Annotated in this window: 21 protein-coding genes and 1 tRNA gene; all 22 read right to left on the bottom strand. The window is 68.8% G+C overall.

The window, feature by feature from the left end; all coding sequences use genetic code 11:
- Positions 1-108: 108 nt before the first annotated feature.
- Positions 109-190 (bottom strand) — tRNA-Leu (locus AB0J80_RS12190).
- Positions 191-398: 208 nt separating this feature from the next.
- The gene (locus AB0J80_RS12195) at positions 399-1,754 is read right to left on the bottom strand and encodes an NAD(P)/FAD-dependent oxidoreductase (RefSeq protein WP_364703869.1); all 1,356 of its coding nucleotides are present in this window, start codon (positions 1,752-1,754) and stop codon (positions 399-401) included.
- A gap of 113 nt (positions 1,755-1,867) precedes the next feature.
- The gene (locus AB0J80_RS12200; RefSeq protein WP_364703871.1) at positions 1,868-2,431 is read right to left on the bottom strand and encodes a hypothetical protein; all 564 of its coding nucleotides are present in this window, start codon (positions 2,429-2,431) and stop codon (positions 1,868-1,870) included.
- 1 nt (position 2,432) lies between these two features.
- The gene (locus tag AB0J80_RS12205; protein ID WP_364704467.1) at positions 2,433-3,755 is read right to left on the bottom strand and encodes a DUF58 domain-containing protein; all 1,323 of its coding nucleotides are present in this window, start codon (positions 3,753-3,755) and stop codon (positions 2,433-2,435) included.
- A 41-nt stretch (positions 3,756-3,796) separates the two neighbouring features.
- Positions 3,797-4,807 (bottom strand): MoxR family ATPase, encoded by a 1,011-nt coding sequence (locus tag AB0J80_RS12210; protein ID WP_364703874.1) that lies wholly within the window; start codon positions 4,805-4,807, stop codon positions 3,797-3,799.
- Positions 4,808-4,820: 13 nt separating this feature from the next.
- Positions 4,821-5,423, bottom strand: a complete 603-nt coding sequence (locus AB0J80_RS12215) for a hypothetical protein (RefSeq protein WP_364703876.1) — start codon at positions 5,421-5,423, stop codon at positions 4,821-4,823.
- Positions 5,420-6,124, bottom strand: a complete 705-nt coding sequence (locus tag AB0J80_RS12220) for a DUF4129 domain-containing protein (RefSeq protein WP_364703879.1) — start codon at positions 6,122-6,124, stop codon at positions 5,420-5,422. Before AB0J80_RS12220 ends, AB0J80_RS12215 begins: the two co-directional genes overlap by 4 nt.
- A 45-nt stretch (positions 6,125-6,169) precedes the next feature.
- The gene (locus AB0J80_RS12225; RefSeq protein ID WP_364704469.1) at positions 6,170-6,853 is read right to left on the bottom strand and encodes a uracil-DNA glycosylase; all 684 of its coding nucleotides are present in this window, start codon (positions 6,851-6,853) and stop codon (positions 6,170-6,172) included.
- Between the two features lie 68 nt (positions 6,854-6,921).
- On the bottom strand, positions 6,922-7,260 hold the full coding sequence (locus tag AB0J80_RS12230) for a hypothetical protein (protein WP_364703882.1): 339 nt from the start codon (positions 7,258-7,260) through the stop codon (positions 6,922-6,924).
- A 7-nt stretch (positions 7,261-7,267) separates the two neighbouring features.
- Positions 7,268-8,209 (bottom strand): hypothetical protein, encoded by a 942-nt coding sequence (locus AB0J80_RS12235; RefSeq protein ID WP_364703884.1) that lies wholly within the window; start codon positions 8,207-8,209, stop codon positions 7,268-7,270.
- The gene (locus AB0J80_RS12240) at positions 8,206-8,535 is read right to left on the bottom strand and encodes a PadR family transcriptional regulator (protein ID WP_364703887.1); all 330 of its coding nucleotides are present in this window, start codon (positions 8,533-8,535) and stop codon (positions 8,206-8,208) included. Before AB0J80_RS12240 ends, AB0J80_RS12235 begins: the two co-directional genes overlap by 4 nt.
- Positions 8,536-8,584: 49 nt before the next feature.
- Positions 8,585-9,739 (bottom strand): hypothetical protein, encoded by a 1,155-nt coding sequence (locus AB0J80_RS12245; RefSeq protein WP_364703890.1) that lies wholly within the window; start codon positions 9,737-9,739, stop codon positions 8,585-8,587.
- On the bottom strand, positions 9,736-10,599 hold the full coding sequence (locus tag AB0J80_RS12250) for a hypothetical protein (protein ID WP_364703892.1): 864 nt from the start codon (positions 10,597-10,599) through the stop codon (positions 9,736-9,738). Before AB0J80_RS12250 ends, AB0J80_RS12245 begins: the two co-directional genes overlap by 4 nt.
- Positions 10,600-10,650: 51 nt before the next feature.
- A complete protein-coding gene (locus tag AB0J80_RS12255; protein WP_364703895.1) occupies positions 10,651-11,055 on the bottom strand; it encodes a DUF4259 domain-containing protein in 405 nt (134 codons plus the stop codon).
- Between the two features lie 68 nt (positions 11,056-11,123).
- Positions 11,124-11,378, bottom strand: a complete 255-nt coding sequence (locus tag AB0J80_RS12260) for a hypothetical protein (RefSeq protein WP_364703898.1) — start codon at positions 11,376-11,378, stop codon at positions 11,124-11,126.
- 59 nt (positions 11,379-11,437) lie between these two features.
- Positions 11,438-12,082: a hypothetical protein gene (locus AB0J80_RS12265; protein WP_364703901.1), complete on the bottom strand. Its 645-nt coding sequence runs from the start codon at positions 12,080-12,082 to the stop codon at positions 11,438-11,440.
- Between the two features lie 211 nt (positions 12,083-12,293).
- Complete coding sequence (locus AB0J80_RS12270; protein ID WP_364703903.1) at positions 12,294-12,797, bottom strand: SUKH-3 domain-containing protein; 504 nt, start codon at positions 12,795-12,797, stop codon at positions 12,294-12,296.
- A gap of 188 nt (positions 12,798-12,985) precedes the next feature.
- Positions 12,986-13,246, bottom strand: a complete 261-nt coding sequence (locus tag AB0J80_RS12275; RefSeq protein WP_364703905.1) for a hypothetical protein — start codon at positions 13,244-13,246, stop codon at positions 12,986-12,988.
- Between the two features lie 160 nt (positions 13,247-13,406).
- Positions 13,407-13,931: an SUKH-3 domain-containing protein gene (locus AB0J80_RS12280; RefSeq protein ID WP_364703908.1), complete on the bottom strand. Its 525-nt coding sequence runs from the start codon at positions 13,929-13,931 to the stop codon at positions 13,407-13,409.
- A gap of 96 nt (positions 13,932-14,027) precedes the next feature.
- Positions 14,028-14,675 (bottom strand): hypothetical protein, encoded by a 648-nt coding sequence (locus AB0J80_RS12285; protein ID WP_364703911.1) that lies wholly within the window; start codon positions 14,673-14,675, stop codon positions 14,028-14,030.
- 136 nt (positions 14,676-14,811) lie between these two features.
- Positions 14,812-15,414, bottom strand: a complete 603-nt coding sequence (locus AB0J80_RS12290) for a hypothetical protein (protein WP_364703914.1) — start codon at positions 15,412-15,414, stop codon at positions 14,812-14,814.
- A 283-nt stretch (positions 15,415-15,697) separates the two neighbouring features.
- Entirely contained in the window at positions 15,698-16,171 is a 474-nt protein-coding gene (locus AB0J80_RS12295) for a hypothetical protein (protein ID WP_364703917.1), read from the bottom strand.

Consider the following 16,171-nt stretch of genomic DNA (forward strand, 5'->3'; position numbering starts at 1 on the left):
GCACGAGATTCTCGCCTCGGGGGGCATTGCGGAACCCTTGCGTGCCCCCAGTGGGGCGCACAACGGACCCCAAACGACGGCTGATGATCTCCGTGCGGATGCTTTGGGTGCCCGGGGCGGGTCTCGAACCCGCACGCCTTTTGGGCAGCCGCTTTTAAGGCGGCCGTGTCTGCCGTTCCACCACCCGGGCCGGTGCGTCGGTGCTCACCGTATCCGGTCCCACCCACCCGGCACGACGCCGGACCGGCTGAAAACGGCCACCGAGGCAGGTGAACCCCACACCGGCCGCGTATCGGCAGGCGGGCGGCGGGCAAGACGGCCGGTAGCCCGCCCGGTGAACCACCGGGCGGGCCAGGACCGCCGGCGCCCGGTGAACCACCGGGCGGCCGGGACTGCCGTCAGCGCGTGCCGGCGCCCACGGGCTCTGCGGTGCGGTCGTCCGTCACCTTCGGTGTGACGTGGGTGAACTCCTCGCGGGGCTCGTGCAGCTGTCCCAGCGAGATCACCTCGCGCTTCAGGACGAAGGCCAGCGTCCAGTCGGCCAGGACCCGGACCTTGCGGTTGAACGAGGGGATGCGGCTCATGTGGTACGTGCGGTGCATCAGCCAGGCGGGGAGGCCCTTGAGCTTCACGCCGTAGATCTTGGCCACGCCCTTGTAGAGGCCGAGGCTGGCGACGCTGCCCGCGTACTTGTGCTTGTAGTTCCTGGGGGCGCCGCCGTAGACGACCTGGCGGATGTTGTCGGCGAGGACCGCGGCCTGGCGGACGGCGTGCTGGGCGCTCGGGGAACACCAGGCGCCGGGGCTGGTGAGGTCGGGGACCTGGGCGCAGTCGCCGGCCGCCCACGCGCCGTCGAGGATCGTGTCGCCGTCGACGACTTGCAGAGTCGGCAGGCAGGTGACGTGGCCGCGGGGGCCGCGGGGCAGGTCGGTGTGGTCGAGCATCGGCGACGGCTTGACGCCGGCGGTCCAGACGATCGTCTCGGCGCGGAAGACGTCGCCGTCGGAGAGGCGGACCTCGCCGTCGACGCAGGACTCCATGCGGGTCTCGAGGCGGATGTCGATGCCGCGCTTCTGGAGCTGGCGGGCCGCGTACGCACCCATCTCGGGGCCGACCTCGGGGAGGATCCGGTTGGACGCCTCGACCAGGACGAAGCGGACCTCGTCCTTGTTGAGCTCGGGGTAGTACTTGAGGCCGTCGCGGACGACGTCCTCCATCTCGGCCAGCGCCTCGACGCCGGCGTAGCCGCCGCCCACGAAGACGAAGGCCAGCGACGCCTTGCGCACCTCGGGGTCGGGCGTCACGGCCGCGACGTCGAGCCGGTCGAGGATGTGGTTGCGCAGGTAGATGGCCTCGCCGATGGTCTTGAAGCCGATGCCGCGCTCGCGCAGGCCGGGGATCGGCAGCACCCGGGAGACCGAGCCCGGCGCCACGATGATGTGGTCGTACGTGATCTCCTTGATCGGGCCCTCGATCGGCTGGACGGTCACCGTCTTGCGAGCGTGCTCGATCTTCGTGACCTCGCCGGAGACGATGTGGCAGCGCTTGAGCTCGCGACGCAGCGGCACGACGGAGTGGCGCGGCGAGATGTTGCCGGCCGCCGCCTCCGGGAGGAACGGCTGGTACGTCATGTGCGGCTGAGGGTCGATGACGATCACCTCGGCCCGGCGGGCGTTGAGCTTCTTCGACAGGCGAAGGGCCGCGTACAAGCCGACGTGTCCTGCGCCTACCACCACGATGCGTTGCGGTTTCACATCTTCATCATCCTGGTCGGGGCCGCTCGATGCCTCGTTCTGTGACCAAGGACAAGTCCGGAAGTCAAGAGTCGTGACGCCCGTATTTCGGTTTCATTTCGCTGAGAATGACCTTACGGCCGGCGCAGCAGGCGGGCGAGGAGCAGGGTCACGCCGACGGCCGCCGCGAGGCCCACGAGGGTCGCCAGGACGAACGCTCCCCCGGCGAGCTCGGCCGTCAGCCCGAGGGCGACGACGGTCAGCACGGCCGAGCCGAGGATCACCATGCCGGCGCGGGCCAGCCAGGACGTCACGACGTCCAGGTTGACGATCGCGTCGTACGGCAGCACCGCCGCCAGCGCCGCCAGGCTGTGGCCCGCGTACAACAGCGTCGCCACGGCCAGCACCCGCCAGAGTGCGACGCGGGCGTCGTACCAGGTGGTGTCGAGGATCCAGCCGCCGACCACGACCAGGGCGGTGAGAGTGACACCGCGGCCGCGCGGGGCGAAGGCCGGGTAGATCGCCACGACCATGAGCAGGACGGCGTAGCGGCTCAGCACCAGCGATACCGGCCAGGCCACGAGCATGGCGGCGAAGAACGCGAGTCCGATGCCGCCGCGCAGGAGCAGGGGCAGCAGCGTGGCGCGCGCCACCGCCGTGCGGGTGCGGTCGATGCGACCGGCGATGCCGTTCAGCACGTCACCGCCCCCTCGGCGCCGAGGCGAGGCGGGCGACATCGCGCAGGACGAGGTCGAGGCTGCCCGCGCCGGCCCAGGTCACCACGGGTACGCCGTGCTCCCGCAGCCGCCCCAGCACGTTCTCCCGCTCCATCCGCCACAGCCGGGTCGCGAGCGGCGTCCACTGGCTGCGCTGCGGCGGCGCGGCACCGTCCGGCAGGGTGTCGACGGCGACGGTGTAGCGGCCGGACTGGACCAGGCCCGCGAGCATGTCGGCGGCTCTCGGGTCGACCAACGGGGTCAGCACCACCACGAGAGCGTCCGAGGAGACGTTGTGCGCGCCGAAGACGTGCTCGTACGGTTCACGGTCGGTGGTGTCGGCCCGGACGTCGAGCAGCCATTCGAGGACTGTGAGGTACTGACGGCGGCCGGTGGCGGGGCGCAGCCGGCGGGCGCTCGAGCCGTACTCGGCGAGCGAGACGCGGTCGCCGCGCTGCAGGTAGTGCTCGGCGATCGCGGCGGCCGCGCGGACGGTGGTGTCGAGCACGGACGCCTCGCCCTTGACCCCGCCGGAGACACCCGCCTCCCCCAGCACGTCGAGCAGGAGCAGGACCTCGGCGTCGCGGTCCGACAGGGTGGACGCCACGTGCAGGTCACGGGTACGCAGGGACACCCGCCAGTCGATGCGGCGCAGCCGGTCACCGGGCGCGAACGGGCGTACCCCCGCCAGCTCGCCGCCCTCGCCGGGCCGCCGCGAGCGATGGTTGCCGACCAGCCCGGCCGCCGCGGGCATCGCCTCGGTGGCCGCGAACGGCTCGGTCTCCGGGTAGACCCGCACGCCGCGGGCCGGGATCACGACCGGACGGCAGGCGAGCAGGCCGCCGCACGCGGCCACGCGGGCGGCCGCCGGACCCACGTCGTGGCGCCCCCACCGGTTCGCCGTGCCGGGCAGCTCCACCGCCGTCCAGCCGTCGGGCGCCACGCTGATCGCGAACGGGCGGTCGGCGTCCTCGAGCCGCAGCCACGGCGACGTCCGGGTGCGGACCACGACCAGGTCGTACGTGATGACGTCGGGGTTGGTGACCGTGACCGACGCCGCGACTTCGCCACCCTCGACGATGTGGTCCTCGTCCGCGTCGATGCGCAGCTCCGGCGCGGACCGCGGCATCCGGCGCAGGCCCACCGCCGCCCCGATCGCGAACGGCGCGCCGAGCAGCACCAGATCGACCCGGCCGAGCGCGACACCCAGCACCAGCAGCAGGCCGGTGAGCAGCACCGTGCGGCCCAGGGCGCGGGTGGGCACCCAGACCGGCGGCGCCCAGCCCTCCTCGGCCGCCGCCTCCACGGGAGGCACCGCGGTCCGCAGCGGGGGCTGATCGGTGACGGTCACTGCTCGGCGTACCCGCCGGCGTACGTCGGCAGCGCGCCGCTGGCCGGGGCGGGGACGTTCTGCAGCACCTCCTGGACCACGAACGACGGGTCCACGCGGCGCAGCCACATCTCCGGCCGCAGAGTGATCCGGTGCGCCAGCGCGGGCACGGCGACGTCCTTGACGTCCTCGGGCACGACGTAGTCGCGGCCGGCCATCACCGCGCGGGCCCGGGCGAGGAGCAGCAGGGCGAGCGAGCCGCGCGGGGACGAGCCGACCAGCGCCGAGGCGTGCTCGCGGGTCGCGGCGGTCAGCGCCACGATGTACCGGCCGATCGAGTCCTCGACCGCGACCGACTCGAGGGCCGCCTGCATCGACTGCAGGGTGTGGGCGTTCACCACCGGCGCCAGCTGCGCGTCCTCCCGGCGGCGGGACATGCGCCGGCGCAGCACGTCCCACTCCTCGTCCTGGGTCGGGTAGCCGAACGAGACGCGCAGCATGAAGCGGTCGAGCTGGGCCTCCGGCAGCGGGTACGTGCCCTCGTACTCGATCGGGTTGGCGGTGGCGAGCACGTGGAACGGCGGGTCCAGGCGGTAGGTGACGCCCTCGACCGACACCTGCTTCTCCTGCATCGCCTCCAGCAGCGCGGCCTGGGTCTTCGGCGGCGTCCGGTTGATCTCGTCGGCGAGCAGCATGTTGGTGAACACCGGACCGGCCCGGAAGGCGAAGTCGCCCTTGCGCTGGTCGTACAGGAAGGAGCCGGTCACGTCGGCGGGCAGCAGGTCCGGGGTGAACTGCAGCCGGCGGAAGTCCAGGCCGAGCGCCTGCGCGAAGGAGCGGGCGGTCAGCGTCTTGCCCAGCCCGGGCAGGTCCTCGAGCAGCACGTGGCCGCCGGCCAGGATGCCGGCCAGCACGAGCTCGAGGGCGTCGCGCTTGCCGACCACCACGCTGCCGACCGAGTCGAGGACCGCGCCGGCCAGCCGGCCCACCTCATAGGGCGGCAGGGCCTCCACGCTCGCGTCCGTCACCGATCCACCCTTCTCAGATCTTCTCCAGCGCGTCGACGTACGTCGACAGTTCCCGGGTCTTCGGCGACCGCCGCCCCGGATCGTCCAGCACCTGCCACAACGGCTCGCCCAGCAGCTCACGCGCCCGCCGGGGATCCGACGCGCGGGTGATGCCGTGCCGCAGCCGCAGGCGCTCGTCCGCGAGTTCGGCGAGTGCCGGCTGGACGATACGCGAGAAGCGCTCGGCGTCGTGCTGCGCCCAGTCCAGCTGCTGCTCCCAGCGGCGCACGGCGACGCGCAGCGTGTCGTTGCCGGCCCAGCGGTAGTCGCCGTTCTCCTCACCCCGGCGGCCCTTCGGGCGCGGCAGCGGCGGCGGCGCCACTTCGGACACCGCGACCATCAGCAGTCGCAACGCGGCGAACGCCGCCACGACGAGCAGCACGGACACCTTGATGCCCTGCGACCGCAGCACGGCCACGGTGACCACGGTGGCGACGGCGACCAGCGCCACGTTGCGCACGATCCACCAGGTGCGCGAGCGCGGCTTCTCCTCCGCGATGGCCGGTTCCTCGGCCGGCGCCGGATCGGCGACACCGCCGAACAGGTCCTCGAGCCCGCCGTCCGGGTCGCGGCTCACGACGGCACCCCCGCCCCGAGATCGGCGCGCAGCCGCTCCAGGGCGCTGACGGCCTGGCGGCGCATCTGGTCGTCGACGGTGTGGGTCGCATACCGCGCCTGCCGGTAGACGTGCGCGAACGGGGTCAGCACGGCGGCCTCGACCCGCTGCTCGGCCAGGAGGCGGGCCACCAGGTCGGTGGGGCTGTCACCGGCGTGCCGCGGGGTGCCGGCCGCCGCCGCGGCCTGCTCCAGCCGGACCCAGCAGGCGATCACCGCGCGGCGCGGGTCGCGGTCGGTGTCGGACAGCTCCTGCAGGCCGGCGTCGAGGGCGGCGACCAGGTCCTCGGCCGTTCGCGCCTCCGGCCGCGCAGCGACCCGGCGGCCGGTGCGTCGCGCCCGCCGTTTGCCCTGCTCCCGCAGCACCGCCCAGACGACGAGCAGGAGCACGGCGAGGACTGCGGCACCGATGACGATCGAGGCCACCGTGCCGACCCAGTCGGGCAGGCCACGGGCCGCCTCGACCGGCTCAGCGCTGGCGGACCGGGTCGGCTCGGGACTCGGCGGCAGCAACGGCGCGGCGGTCACCTCGGCTTCGGCCCCGGCGTCCGGATTGAAGCGCTCGAGCTGCGGCGCCGACCGGGTGGCCGCGAGCGAGGCGAGGAAGAGCAGCGCGAGGACGGCGGCGAGCGGCCACCAGCGACGCAATGCGGCGAGTTCCAATGCTCAGGCCCTGATCCATCGGCGGGAAAGTCGGCAGGACACGAATCATGCCAGGCCCGCGAGCCGTTTCGCACTGTCGAAGACGTCGTCGAGCATGGCGGGGGTGAGCCGGCCGGTGAACGTGTTCTGCTGCGACACGTGATAGCAGCCGAGCAGGTCCGGGAGGCCGGGCATGACCACGTGCGCGCCATGGCCGAAAACCGGCTTCGGTACGGGCGGGCTCTGGGCGTACACCTGGCGCAGGATCGGCCACCACGCGGCCCAGGCGAACCCGCCCAGCGCGACCACCACCCGCAGTGTGGGTCTGATGAGGGAGACCTCGCGGTGCAGCCAGGGCGCGCAGGTGTCCCGCTCGGCGGGCAGCGGCTTGTTGTCCGGCGGCGCGCACCGGACCGCCGAGAAGATCCTGGTGTGCCGCAGCGCAAGCCCGTCGTCCGCCGCGACACTGGTCGGCTGGTTGGCGAGCCCGGCGCGGTGCAGCGCCGCGAAGAGCACATCGCCGGACCGGTCACCCGTGAAGATCCGGCCGGTGCGGTTGCCGCCGTGCGCGGCCGGGGCCAGCCCCAGAATGCCGATCGAGGCGTCGGCGGGACCGAACCCGGGCACGGGACGCCCCCAGTACGTCTGGTCGCGGAAGGAGGCACGCTTGGTGACGGCAACTTCCTCACGCCACGCGACCAGCCGCGGGCACGCGAAACAATCCGCGACGTCAGCGTCGAGAGACGTCAGGCCGGGCGCCGCGGCCGCGTGGGCGGCGACGTCCTCAGGGGTACGGCTGAGCACGCGTCCAGCATCGCTCAGCCGGCCCGCCGCAGGCACAGCAGGTAGCCGTCGCCGGCGGTGCTGCTGTAGACGAAGTACTCCTCGTCCGCGGCGAAGAACGACTCGCACGAACGGCTCCGCGCATCGCTGACACCGTCGATCCGGCCGACCACGGCGTACGCGGCGGCGTCCTTCGCACAGCCGACGACCGTCGCTTCGGCGTCGGTGTCCTGCCCCGGCCGCACGTTCGCGGAGGTGGCCAGGCAGTCCCCGACGGCGGCATCCTTCGCGTCGTCGCCGCCCGCGGTGACCCCCAGCACGGTGACGGCGGTGCCGAGAGCGACGAGGGCGGCGGCCCAGTGCCGTTGTCTCACATGACTGTCAACGAGGGGTCGGCGATTGCGAGGCGCTCCGGCTCGGGCTGGGCGAGGAGCCGGGCATGCGGAACGGCGCCCTGCTGGGACAGTACGGGTACACGCCGCCGTCGGTCTCGACGTAGTTGCCCTCGTCGTCGGAGCAGTACGCGTTGCCCAGGTGGATGGGCTCGCCGTTCTGGTCGAACAGGCGGGCGTTGGTGATCAACCGGCCCTGCTCGTCGTACACGAACACGTCCTCGACCCCGCTGTACGGATTCTCGTAGTTGACGTCCGAGTAGTACGAGTCCCGGGTGCTGCTGTCCGCCTCGAAGAAGCCGGCCAGCGCCACCAGCACCAGAACCGCCGAACCGGCGTACAGGGCGATCCGGGGAACGCGCGGCAGCCGCGGATACCGGCGGCCCAGCCAGACCGAGCCGAAGACCGCGGCCCCGAGGAACACGAGTGCCACGAAGTCGTTGCCGCCGATGCGGGGCAGCAGGCCGATCGGCTGCCCGCTCTCATCGAGCATCGCGGCGACGACCATGGCGGCCAGATAGCCGCGCAGAATCCACCAGGCCGGGCGCAGCAGCTTCAGGAAGTCGCTGACGTTGTCGTACCCGATCAGCTTGCCGACCCGCGCGTCGGCCATCTGCACCTTCGGCATGATCTGCTCACGCAGCTGCGGCATCACCTGGTCGCGCAGGTCCGTCAGCGGGTTGTACCGGCTCGGCGGCGGGTCGGGAAAGCCACCGACGAAGGAGGGAGCCGTGCCCCGCAGCTCGGCCGCGTACGCCTCCGGGCTGCCGAGCCGGTCGACGAGCGTCCCCTCCCCGTCGGCCATGACCTCGGTCAGGTGCTCGTGCAGGTCCTCGAGCAGCTCGTCACGCTGAGCCTCGGGCAGGTCACCGAGAGCCGCACGGACCGCGAACACGTACGCGGTGATCTCGTCGTCAGCCGTGGGTTTCACGCCGTCTCCCGCTCGCGTAGCAGATCGTCCATCGTTGATGCGAACTCGTGCCAGATCTTGCCCGACCGCTGCAACTCGGCCCGGCCGGCGGCATTGAGCGCGTAGTACTTCCGGTGCGGCCCCTCCACGCTCGGCACGACGTACGTGTTGAGGTAGCCGGCATTGAAGAGCCGCCGCAGCGTGCCGTAGACGCTGGCGTCGCCGACCTCGGTCAGCCCGGAGGCACGAAGGCGGCGGAGGATGTCGTAACCGTAGCCGTCGTCGTCCCGCAGGGCGGCGAGCACGGCGAGATCCAGAACCCCTTTGAGGAGCTGGGTCGTATCCACGGCAGGCACACTACTGCGCGGTACGAAGTAGTGTCCAATCGATGCCTGGTCAGGGCAGAACTTCCCGGATGGGCACGGCGTCGGCGTGGCCGGTGCTGCTCTCGTAGGTGAGGATGACCCGCCGGGAACAGACCTCGGCGAGCCAGGCCATGAAGCGCGTCGTATCTTCGGGGTTCGCCGGCGTGCAGCAGAACTCGATCTCCTCCGGCTCGAAGAGAAAGCTGTCGAACCCCACCGATCCGACCTGCACCGAGAGGCGGACGGAGATGTCGGAGCCGGCCGCCACCTCGGCGAAGTGAGCTTCGACGTGGAACTCTTCGGCCGCGAGCCGCTCACCGTTTCGTTCCAGTTCATACGGCCACGGGGCGGCTGGGACGGCCCGGAACAAGCGTTGCCAGCCCTCGAGGCCGGCGCCCAACACGCAGACGTCCCGCAGGGAGCCGTCGGCCGAAAGCGCTTCGATCCCCACCCCGAGCTCGACATCGTCGAGGTCGACGCCGCCGTCCGCATAGATCAGTGTGCGGAAGTCGGCGAAGCCGGGTTCGACCGCCGTTGCATCGACGTTCGAGGCGCGCGCTCCGTAGAGCCGGTGCAGTTTCGGAGACCAGTCGAACACGTAGCGGTTGGTTGTTCGATCGAAGTGCACCGCCGGCCGGCGCGGCGGGAGGGCGAACCGCTCGGTGGCCCATCCCACGGCCGCGGCGGTCAGGCCTTCGATCTGGAAGTCGGTTTCGGCGTAGTGAACGGAGTGCACGACTATGTCCACCGGGCTGCCTGCTGTGGCTGCGGAGATCTCCTTGGCGACGAGTGCAAGGCCGGCAGCCACCGCGGCGCTCTGCTCCTCGTCGAGGTCGTGCGCCACCCGGACGCCATGACCTACGGGGATCGCTGTGCGTCGGTCGGAGAACGGCTCCACCTCCGCGACGAAGGTGATCCGGATGCCCCATGGCGCCTTCAGCAGCCGGTAGTCGTAGGCGGTGCGGGGCTTCCTCGCGATCGCGAAATCGACATCGAGGAGGCTGGCGCGGAACGGCGTGCGCTCGTCGTCGAGCACGACCACCGTAAGTTCGTCTCCCACCGCCGGAGTCGAGTCGGCGGGCAGCTTCAGGTTGTCGATGAACCCTCGCTCGCCGTCGCCGAGCGTGGCGACCTCGACTCCCCATGGGTTGATCGCCGTGACCACGACGGGCACCTCGTCGTTCACCGCCGGCACGGGCAGCCCATTCTTTCGAGAGCGTCCGCGAAGCGCCGAGCCTCGAGGCCCGCCCGGGTGTGCGGCCGCCGGACCAATGCCCCGGCGGCCTGTCGCGCTTCGCCTTGCCGGCCCTCCAGTGCCAGGCCGAGCGGCAGGCGCCATGCGGAGTGCAGGTCGCCGTGGAACCGAGGTTCGCGAAGCAGATGCTCTATCGAGGAGAAGCCGGTGAAGGAGGTGTCAACGTCGGCAAAGGCCGATATGTGACGGGCGATCGCCGCGTCGGCATCAGCCATGCCCTCGTGCAGCGATATGTGGATTCCGGTCGGCCGCAAGCGGCCGACGGCTGCCGTGAAGGTAGGCGTGAAGACTTCTGGAGGCTGCGTGCCGAGAAGGTCGTAATACATGCGTTCCACGCCTTCGATGGTCAGTTCGACGAAGGGACGGAACACCGGGCGATCCGGCGCGACCACATCGAAGCGCAGTCGCGCGGAGAGGTGACCGCGAACGGACGCGAAGCTCAGCACATCAACAGGTGTCAGGCCGGCCTCGACCGACTGTTCCCAGATCCGGCCGGCGACGGCCGTGCCCTCCGATGAGTCGAAGGTCGGCGGTCGCGTCGGGGGCGCTGGGACCGCAGCCCACCACTGGCGATCCGCCAGCTCTCGACCGAGGCGAGAGGTTTCCAGGCTCCTGACCGCTTCCACCAAACGTACCACCGCGGGATGACCGCTCTTCTCGGCCAGGTGCTCGATGATGTCCCGGGCCGCGAGAGCGCTGTAGGTGCAGCGCCGGGTTTGCCGTACCCCGCGAAGGCGGTCGTCGAGGAACTGGCTCCACCTCCGAAGGAGCTCAGCCGGGCCGACGAACACCGTGTCACCTACTCCGCAAATGACGCCAGGCCTGATGCCTTGGACGGCACCCTAGGACATCCGCCCGCGCAGAACACTCCGGATTTGCTCGAGGACATCCCAGGACTCTCGCCGGTCATCCTCATCGGGCCAGCTGCGCGAGAACCATCCGCCAGCCGGAAAGGTGACCTCCAGGGCACGGTCTGCCAGCAGCGCGAGGTGACCGACATCGTGGGGACGAAGCCAGGACGCAATTCCCGGATAGTCTTCGTTCCACGGCAGCAACGCCCCAGCCGGAACGTTCGCTGCCACGACCGCCGCCGCAGCGAGTATCTCTGACGACAACTCGTCGCACACTGCCTTCTCGAGCCTTGCCTCGATCACCTCTGCGCGCTGCGCCGCGGAAAGAGTGGCCAGTTGGTCGACGAGGTCTTCGGCCATGTCGCTGTCGAAAGGGCCGGTGCCCCAGGTACCCATCCCGCTCCTCTCGGAAGACTCCGAGCCGCCCGACGTGGGCTCCTTGGCAACTGCACAGGCACGACCAGCTACCCGAGGGAGCCTTCTATCTCGTCCTGGACGGGGCGGTTGACAGAGAATTCGGCCGACCATACTCCGCTGTCCGCCAAGGCCTCCTTGGCCTCCGACAAAGAGATGCGCCTCGTCTTCGCAAGAACGATCGCCGAGTGGACGAGGCTCAAACCACGCTCACGCAGAGAGCGCACGAGCATGTCATCGGTGCTCTCCAGCAGCCCGGACTCCCGAACCTCGACCGACACCGCCTCGGCGTCGAACGTACCCATCTCAGCCTCCTGACGGACACCTACTACCGATGCGAACCGCAGCCCTCGCGCCGAACCGATCACAGATCAAGATTGAACTCGAGCTCCGGGATTCCCGCATATACGACGGCGAACGCGTCTGCCGGAACGCTCGCCAGGAGGCTGTAGCCCCGGCACAGGAAGACGACTCGTTCATCGTCCATCAACCAGATGTCAGAGAGCCCGGAGACTCCAGGAACCGGGCGCGTCGCCGACAGGTCGAGTCCGGAGACTGCCGGCCCGGTGAACCTCCGCACTTCGGTAGCCAGTCCGCGGAGCAGGGACTCCAGTGCGAGCGACTCGATCCAACCTTCCACCGATGCATAGAGCGGAACGAAATCGACGTCGCCGACGCCGAGGACGCCGTCGGGCCCGAGCAGGAAATCGTACGAAACGGAGTATCGGGCGGGGCCGGCCTCCAGGTATCCGCCATCAGCCCAAGAACCGAGCAGGAGGTCCGGACCTAGGTACTGCGGTCCTCCGTTGTAGGCCAGCGACGGCGGGAGGTACAGATCTCCCCAGCGGTGCTCGTAGTCCAGCGCCCTCTGCACAAGACCTCGGTCGACCCCTTGCTCGAGCCACCTCTCCGCCGACCGCCGAGCCCGATCGCAGGCAAGGCGCCGGCCGTTCCCCTGCACGAACGAAAGAGCACGCCGCGTGAGAGCACCTTCGGGCACATCCATCACGACGCCTCCTTGATCCGCTCGAGGTTGCGGTCCATCTGCGCGACGAAGGCTGTCCGGCTGGTCAAAGCCCTCCGCGGAGACTCTCGGATGAGAACGGCGTCCGCGTGGCCGCGCTGCTCTCGTAAGAGGACGACCCGCCGGGAGCAGGCCTCAGTCGCTTCACCAGCCCAGGCCTACTCCCAGCGTCGCGCAGAAAGGAGCTCTCCAGTGACTACGCAAACGTCCAGTCAGCCATGTGGCGAGGGCGCACACCATGCCGCATCGCTCGGAACATTTCGCTCGTCGAGTCCGCGTAAGCGAAGACCGAGGCGTCGCGGCTCGCGTAGAAGCCTCCGTCCCGGGCGATATAGAGGGTCAGGTGGAACCCGTCGATCCCCACCGGACACAACGTCTTGCCGACCACTTCCTCACACCTGCGTGCCACCCGAGCGTCTCGCGACGTAGCCACGTCGCCTGGGTCGAACCTTGTCCAGCAGGTCGTCTTCACTCCGTCGATCATGACACTTGGCTCATGATCGACCGACATGTACGCGAAGCCCTGCAGAAACGCCTCGGCAGCGGGCGCCACGTCGAAACCCACGGCGCGAAGACGCGCGATGAGGTCGGTGACATCCATCTTCCTGTCAGGGGTCCGACCTGAGCTCGCGAGCCATTGAGTCACGTCCGGTTCAAGCTCTTTTACCAGCCCGTCACCTCGACAAGTCCGTTGCGCCACCGCTTACGAGCACACTCTGACACGACAGGCATGCAGGCACGGCCATTCCAGTCGCACTACGCACGGTGATGAACTCGATGTCGGAGAGCATCAGTGATCGCCCTTGAAACGCGCAGCCGCGGTGATGCGTGCCGGCGGTGCAGCGACCGAGGTAACACACCGCCGGCAGGCGGACGAGCGCCTTTCGCCTATTCGTACACCAGAGCGGCGCGGAAAATCGCGGCGACCATGGCCCAGTCCGGAGCGTCGGGGACCGGCTCCTTCAAGACGTTCTCGAAGAAGGCGTCCATCGACTTGGTCCAGCGCCCGGCGGAATCGACGAACGCATCGGTAGCGGAGTTCTCGGCAGTCACCGCTCCATCGCGGATCTCGGCCGCCAGCCCGCTGAGGTAGCGAGCGAGGTCCTCGCGGGTCGCGATGGCGTTCAGCTCAGGGTCCGGCCAGTTCATGGAATCCATTCCACGGGCAGGCGTCCCCCCTTTCCGCGGACCGCCGAGCCCGATCGCAGGCAAGGCGCCGGCCGTTCCCCTGCACGAATGGAAGAGCACGCCGCGTGAGAGCACCTTCGGGCACATCCATCACGACGCACTCCTCATCCGGTGCGCAGGGTTACGTCCAGGCCGGGGGCTTCGGCCATCTGGCCTGGCCACTCCGCGATCCGATACAAACTAGCGGCTCCGAGGCCCTGACAGCCATGTCGAGACCCTGCTCGGGAGTATTGCCTAAAGACCATGTCAACCCTGACGAGAAGGCGACCATCCGGCCCGACGCAGCCACGTGTACGTAGGAGTAGGACAGCCACCAAGCAACCGGGAACACGGACTCACCGATCAGGCTCTCTACTTCGACAGCCTCCGGTCGGTGCCGTCGGCCCACGCCCAGAGGATCGACGATCAACTGCTCGGTGTTCTGAAAGTTGGGCCCGTCCTCGTTCGCCGGATCTATACGAAGGCCGCACAGGCTGCGAAGGAAAGCCGCCGCGTAGGTGTTGATCTCATAGCCCTGAGCGGCGAGCTCTTCCACCACATGGTCTATCGCAACGTCCCGGTCCCGATCCCATCCCGCTGCTTCGAGAGCAGCGAGAAGCTCAGGTGAGGCCGACTCAAGACGCAGCGCCTCATCCCCCGTTGACACTGATGTACAGACCTCTCAGAACTCGCGCACATCCACCACAGGGACGCGCAAGATCGCCGTGTGCGCCCTTGGCTTGGTCGCTCACATGGACCACGGTCATGTTCCCTCCGCGGATCGCCGTCGGGCCCTCCGCAGCGTACGCCTGCGCCAGGCACTGCATCTCAGCGCAACCGAGGTGCGGATGGTCGAAGTGTGCCAATTCGTCGGCCATACCGTCCGGAACCTGTGTACCGGACTTGTTGTTCGCGCGATAAGTGGCTCCGGATGGTGATGTGTATTCGGCAGCGAAGTCGCCTCCCGCGATCTCCGCATCGTCCGCTTCCTGGAGCAGTTGGCGAGACCGGCAGCCACCGCGGCGCCCTGCTCCTCGTCGAGGCCATGCTTCACGCGGACGCCATGACCTACAGGGGTAGCTGTGCGTCGGTCGGAGAACGGTTCCACTTCCGCGATGAAGGTGATCCGGATGCCCCATGGCGCCTTCAGCAACCGGTAGTCGTAGGCGGTGCACGGCTTCCGCGCGATCGCGAAATCGGCGTCGAGGAGGCTGGCGCGGAACGGTGTGCGCTCGTCGTCGAGCACGACCACCGCCAGTTCGTCTCCCACCGCCGGAGTCGAGTCGGCGGGCAGCTTCAGGTTGTCGATGAACCCCCGCTCGTCGTCGCCGAGCGTGGCGACCTCGACCCCCCACGGGTTGATCGCCGTGACCACGACGGCTACCTCGTCATTCACCGCCGGCACGGGCATGCGCTCCTCTCTACCCCTTCAGAGCACTTCGACGTCAACCCAGCGGACGGCTACAAAATCCTGCCTAGCCCGCATTCCCGACCTGCCACCGAGTAAGAAGTCATCAGTGCAACGGCCCGACGCCGTAGCGCACACTTCACTCCTCGATTGAAATACCGTCGATGGGCGTCCCCTCAGGGAGGTTCTTCACCTTGCCATAGAGCTGACTCGTCATTGACCAGTACACATCAATGTCAGAGACTTCCAAGTTCTCGTCGTCGTCCGTGCCGCCAAGGAATATCGGGGTTCGATATCCGACACACTCCGAAAAGCAAAGCGCCACTCCTTCATGAGAAGACCGCCAGTCCGAGAACCAATCTGCAGCCAAAGCCTCGTTTGGATAGTCGACCAATTCGACGTCATGGAAAGCTTCAAGATCGACCGGAACCTCAAAGACGCGCCCCTCGCCCAGATCGACGATCAAGACGGGCGAGCTTCCTCCGCCAGGAGCTATCGCATAGTTCCGACCGAGCCAGTCGAAACCAAAGGGAACAGCTGTACGGTGCATCTTCGGCAGGTAAGTCTCGATCGCCCGCGATGCCGCCTCGAACGTTCTCGACGAATGGATTCGGTACAGCCCCGAGTTGAAACTCGCACCGCCCCACGTGGCGAACAGCTCGGCGAGCTGAGGACGAGAAGCCCCAAAAGGATCACGCCACCCCAGGCTACCGGTCCGCTCGCTGTCGGACCGGTAGCTCACCAAGAACCCTTCTAACACTTCTTCATCTCAATCCGGCTATCGGCGGCGTGCCCAACGTCTTGCCGACTACCTCCTCACACCTGCGTGCGACCCGAGCGTCTCGCGACGTAGCCACGTCGCCTGGGTCGAACCTTGTCCAGCAGGTCGACTCACAGGTGACCGCCGCCTTGGTGCACATCGCGACCGTCTGGCCGTTGAAGGTGTAGTAGCGGGTCGCTGTCTCGGCCTGCGTTGCCGTGTCGAGCTTCAATCCCAGGCCGCCCAAGTACAGCGTCGTCTTACATCATCCGATGTCGAACGCGGCTACCGCGCGCTTGAACGCGGAAACCGCGACCTCCTCCGGAAACTTGATGATTGCCGCTCCCTCCAGGTGGATGAGAAGAACCGCGATCCGCTCGGCCCGGGAGACAGCATTATGGCGCTGCACAGCCAGGAAGCAGGCAGAGAATGTGAAGAAGAGCCGATCGCACAGCACGTCGCTGTCAGTGACCACCGGTCCCGCCGGGAAAGGCGGCGTGGTGACCACCTTCCCCGGGTATCCGTCGTTTCTGGCATTGGAGAGGACTTCCGCGAAGCCAATCACCGGCTTACCGCCATAGCGATCGGTAGCCAGCTGGAACGGAAGAAGCACAGCGTCGGCACCATGGGCGACGTCGGTTCCGTAGCCTTCGCGGAAGTCCACGCCGGCGACGTGAGCCAGACCTGATCGCCAGCTCTCCAACATCGGTCCCTGAGTTGCCGCGATGATGAATTGCAC

This window comes from Actinoplanes sp. NPDC049548 (assembly GCF_040676695.1).
In the GTDB taxonomy this organism is placed as follows: domain Bacteria; phylum Actinomycetota; class Actinomycetes; order Mycobacteriales; family Micromonosporaceae; genus Actinoplanes.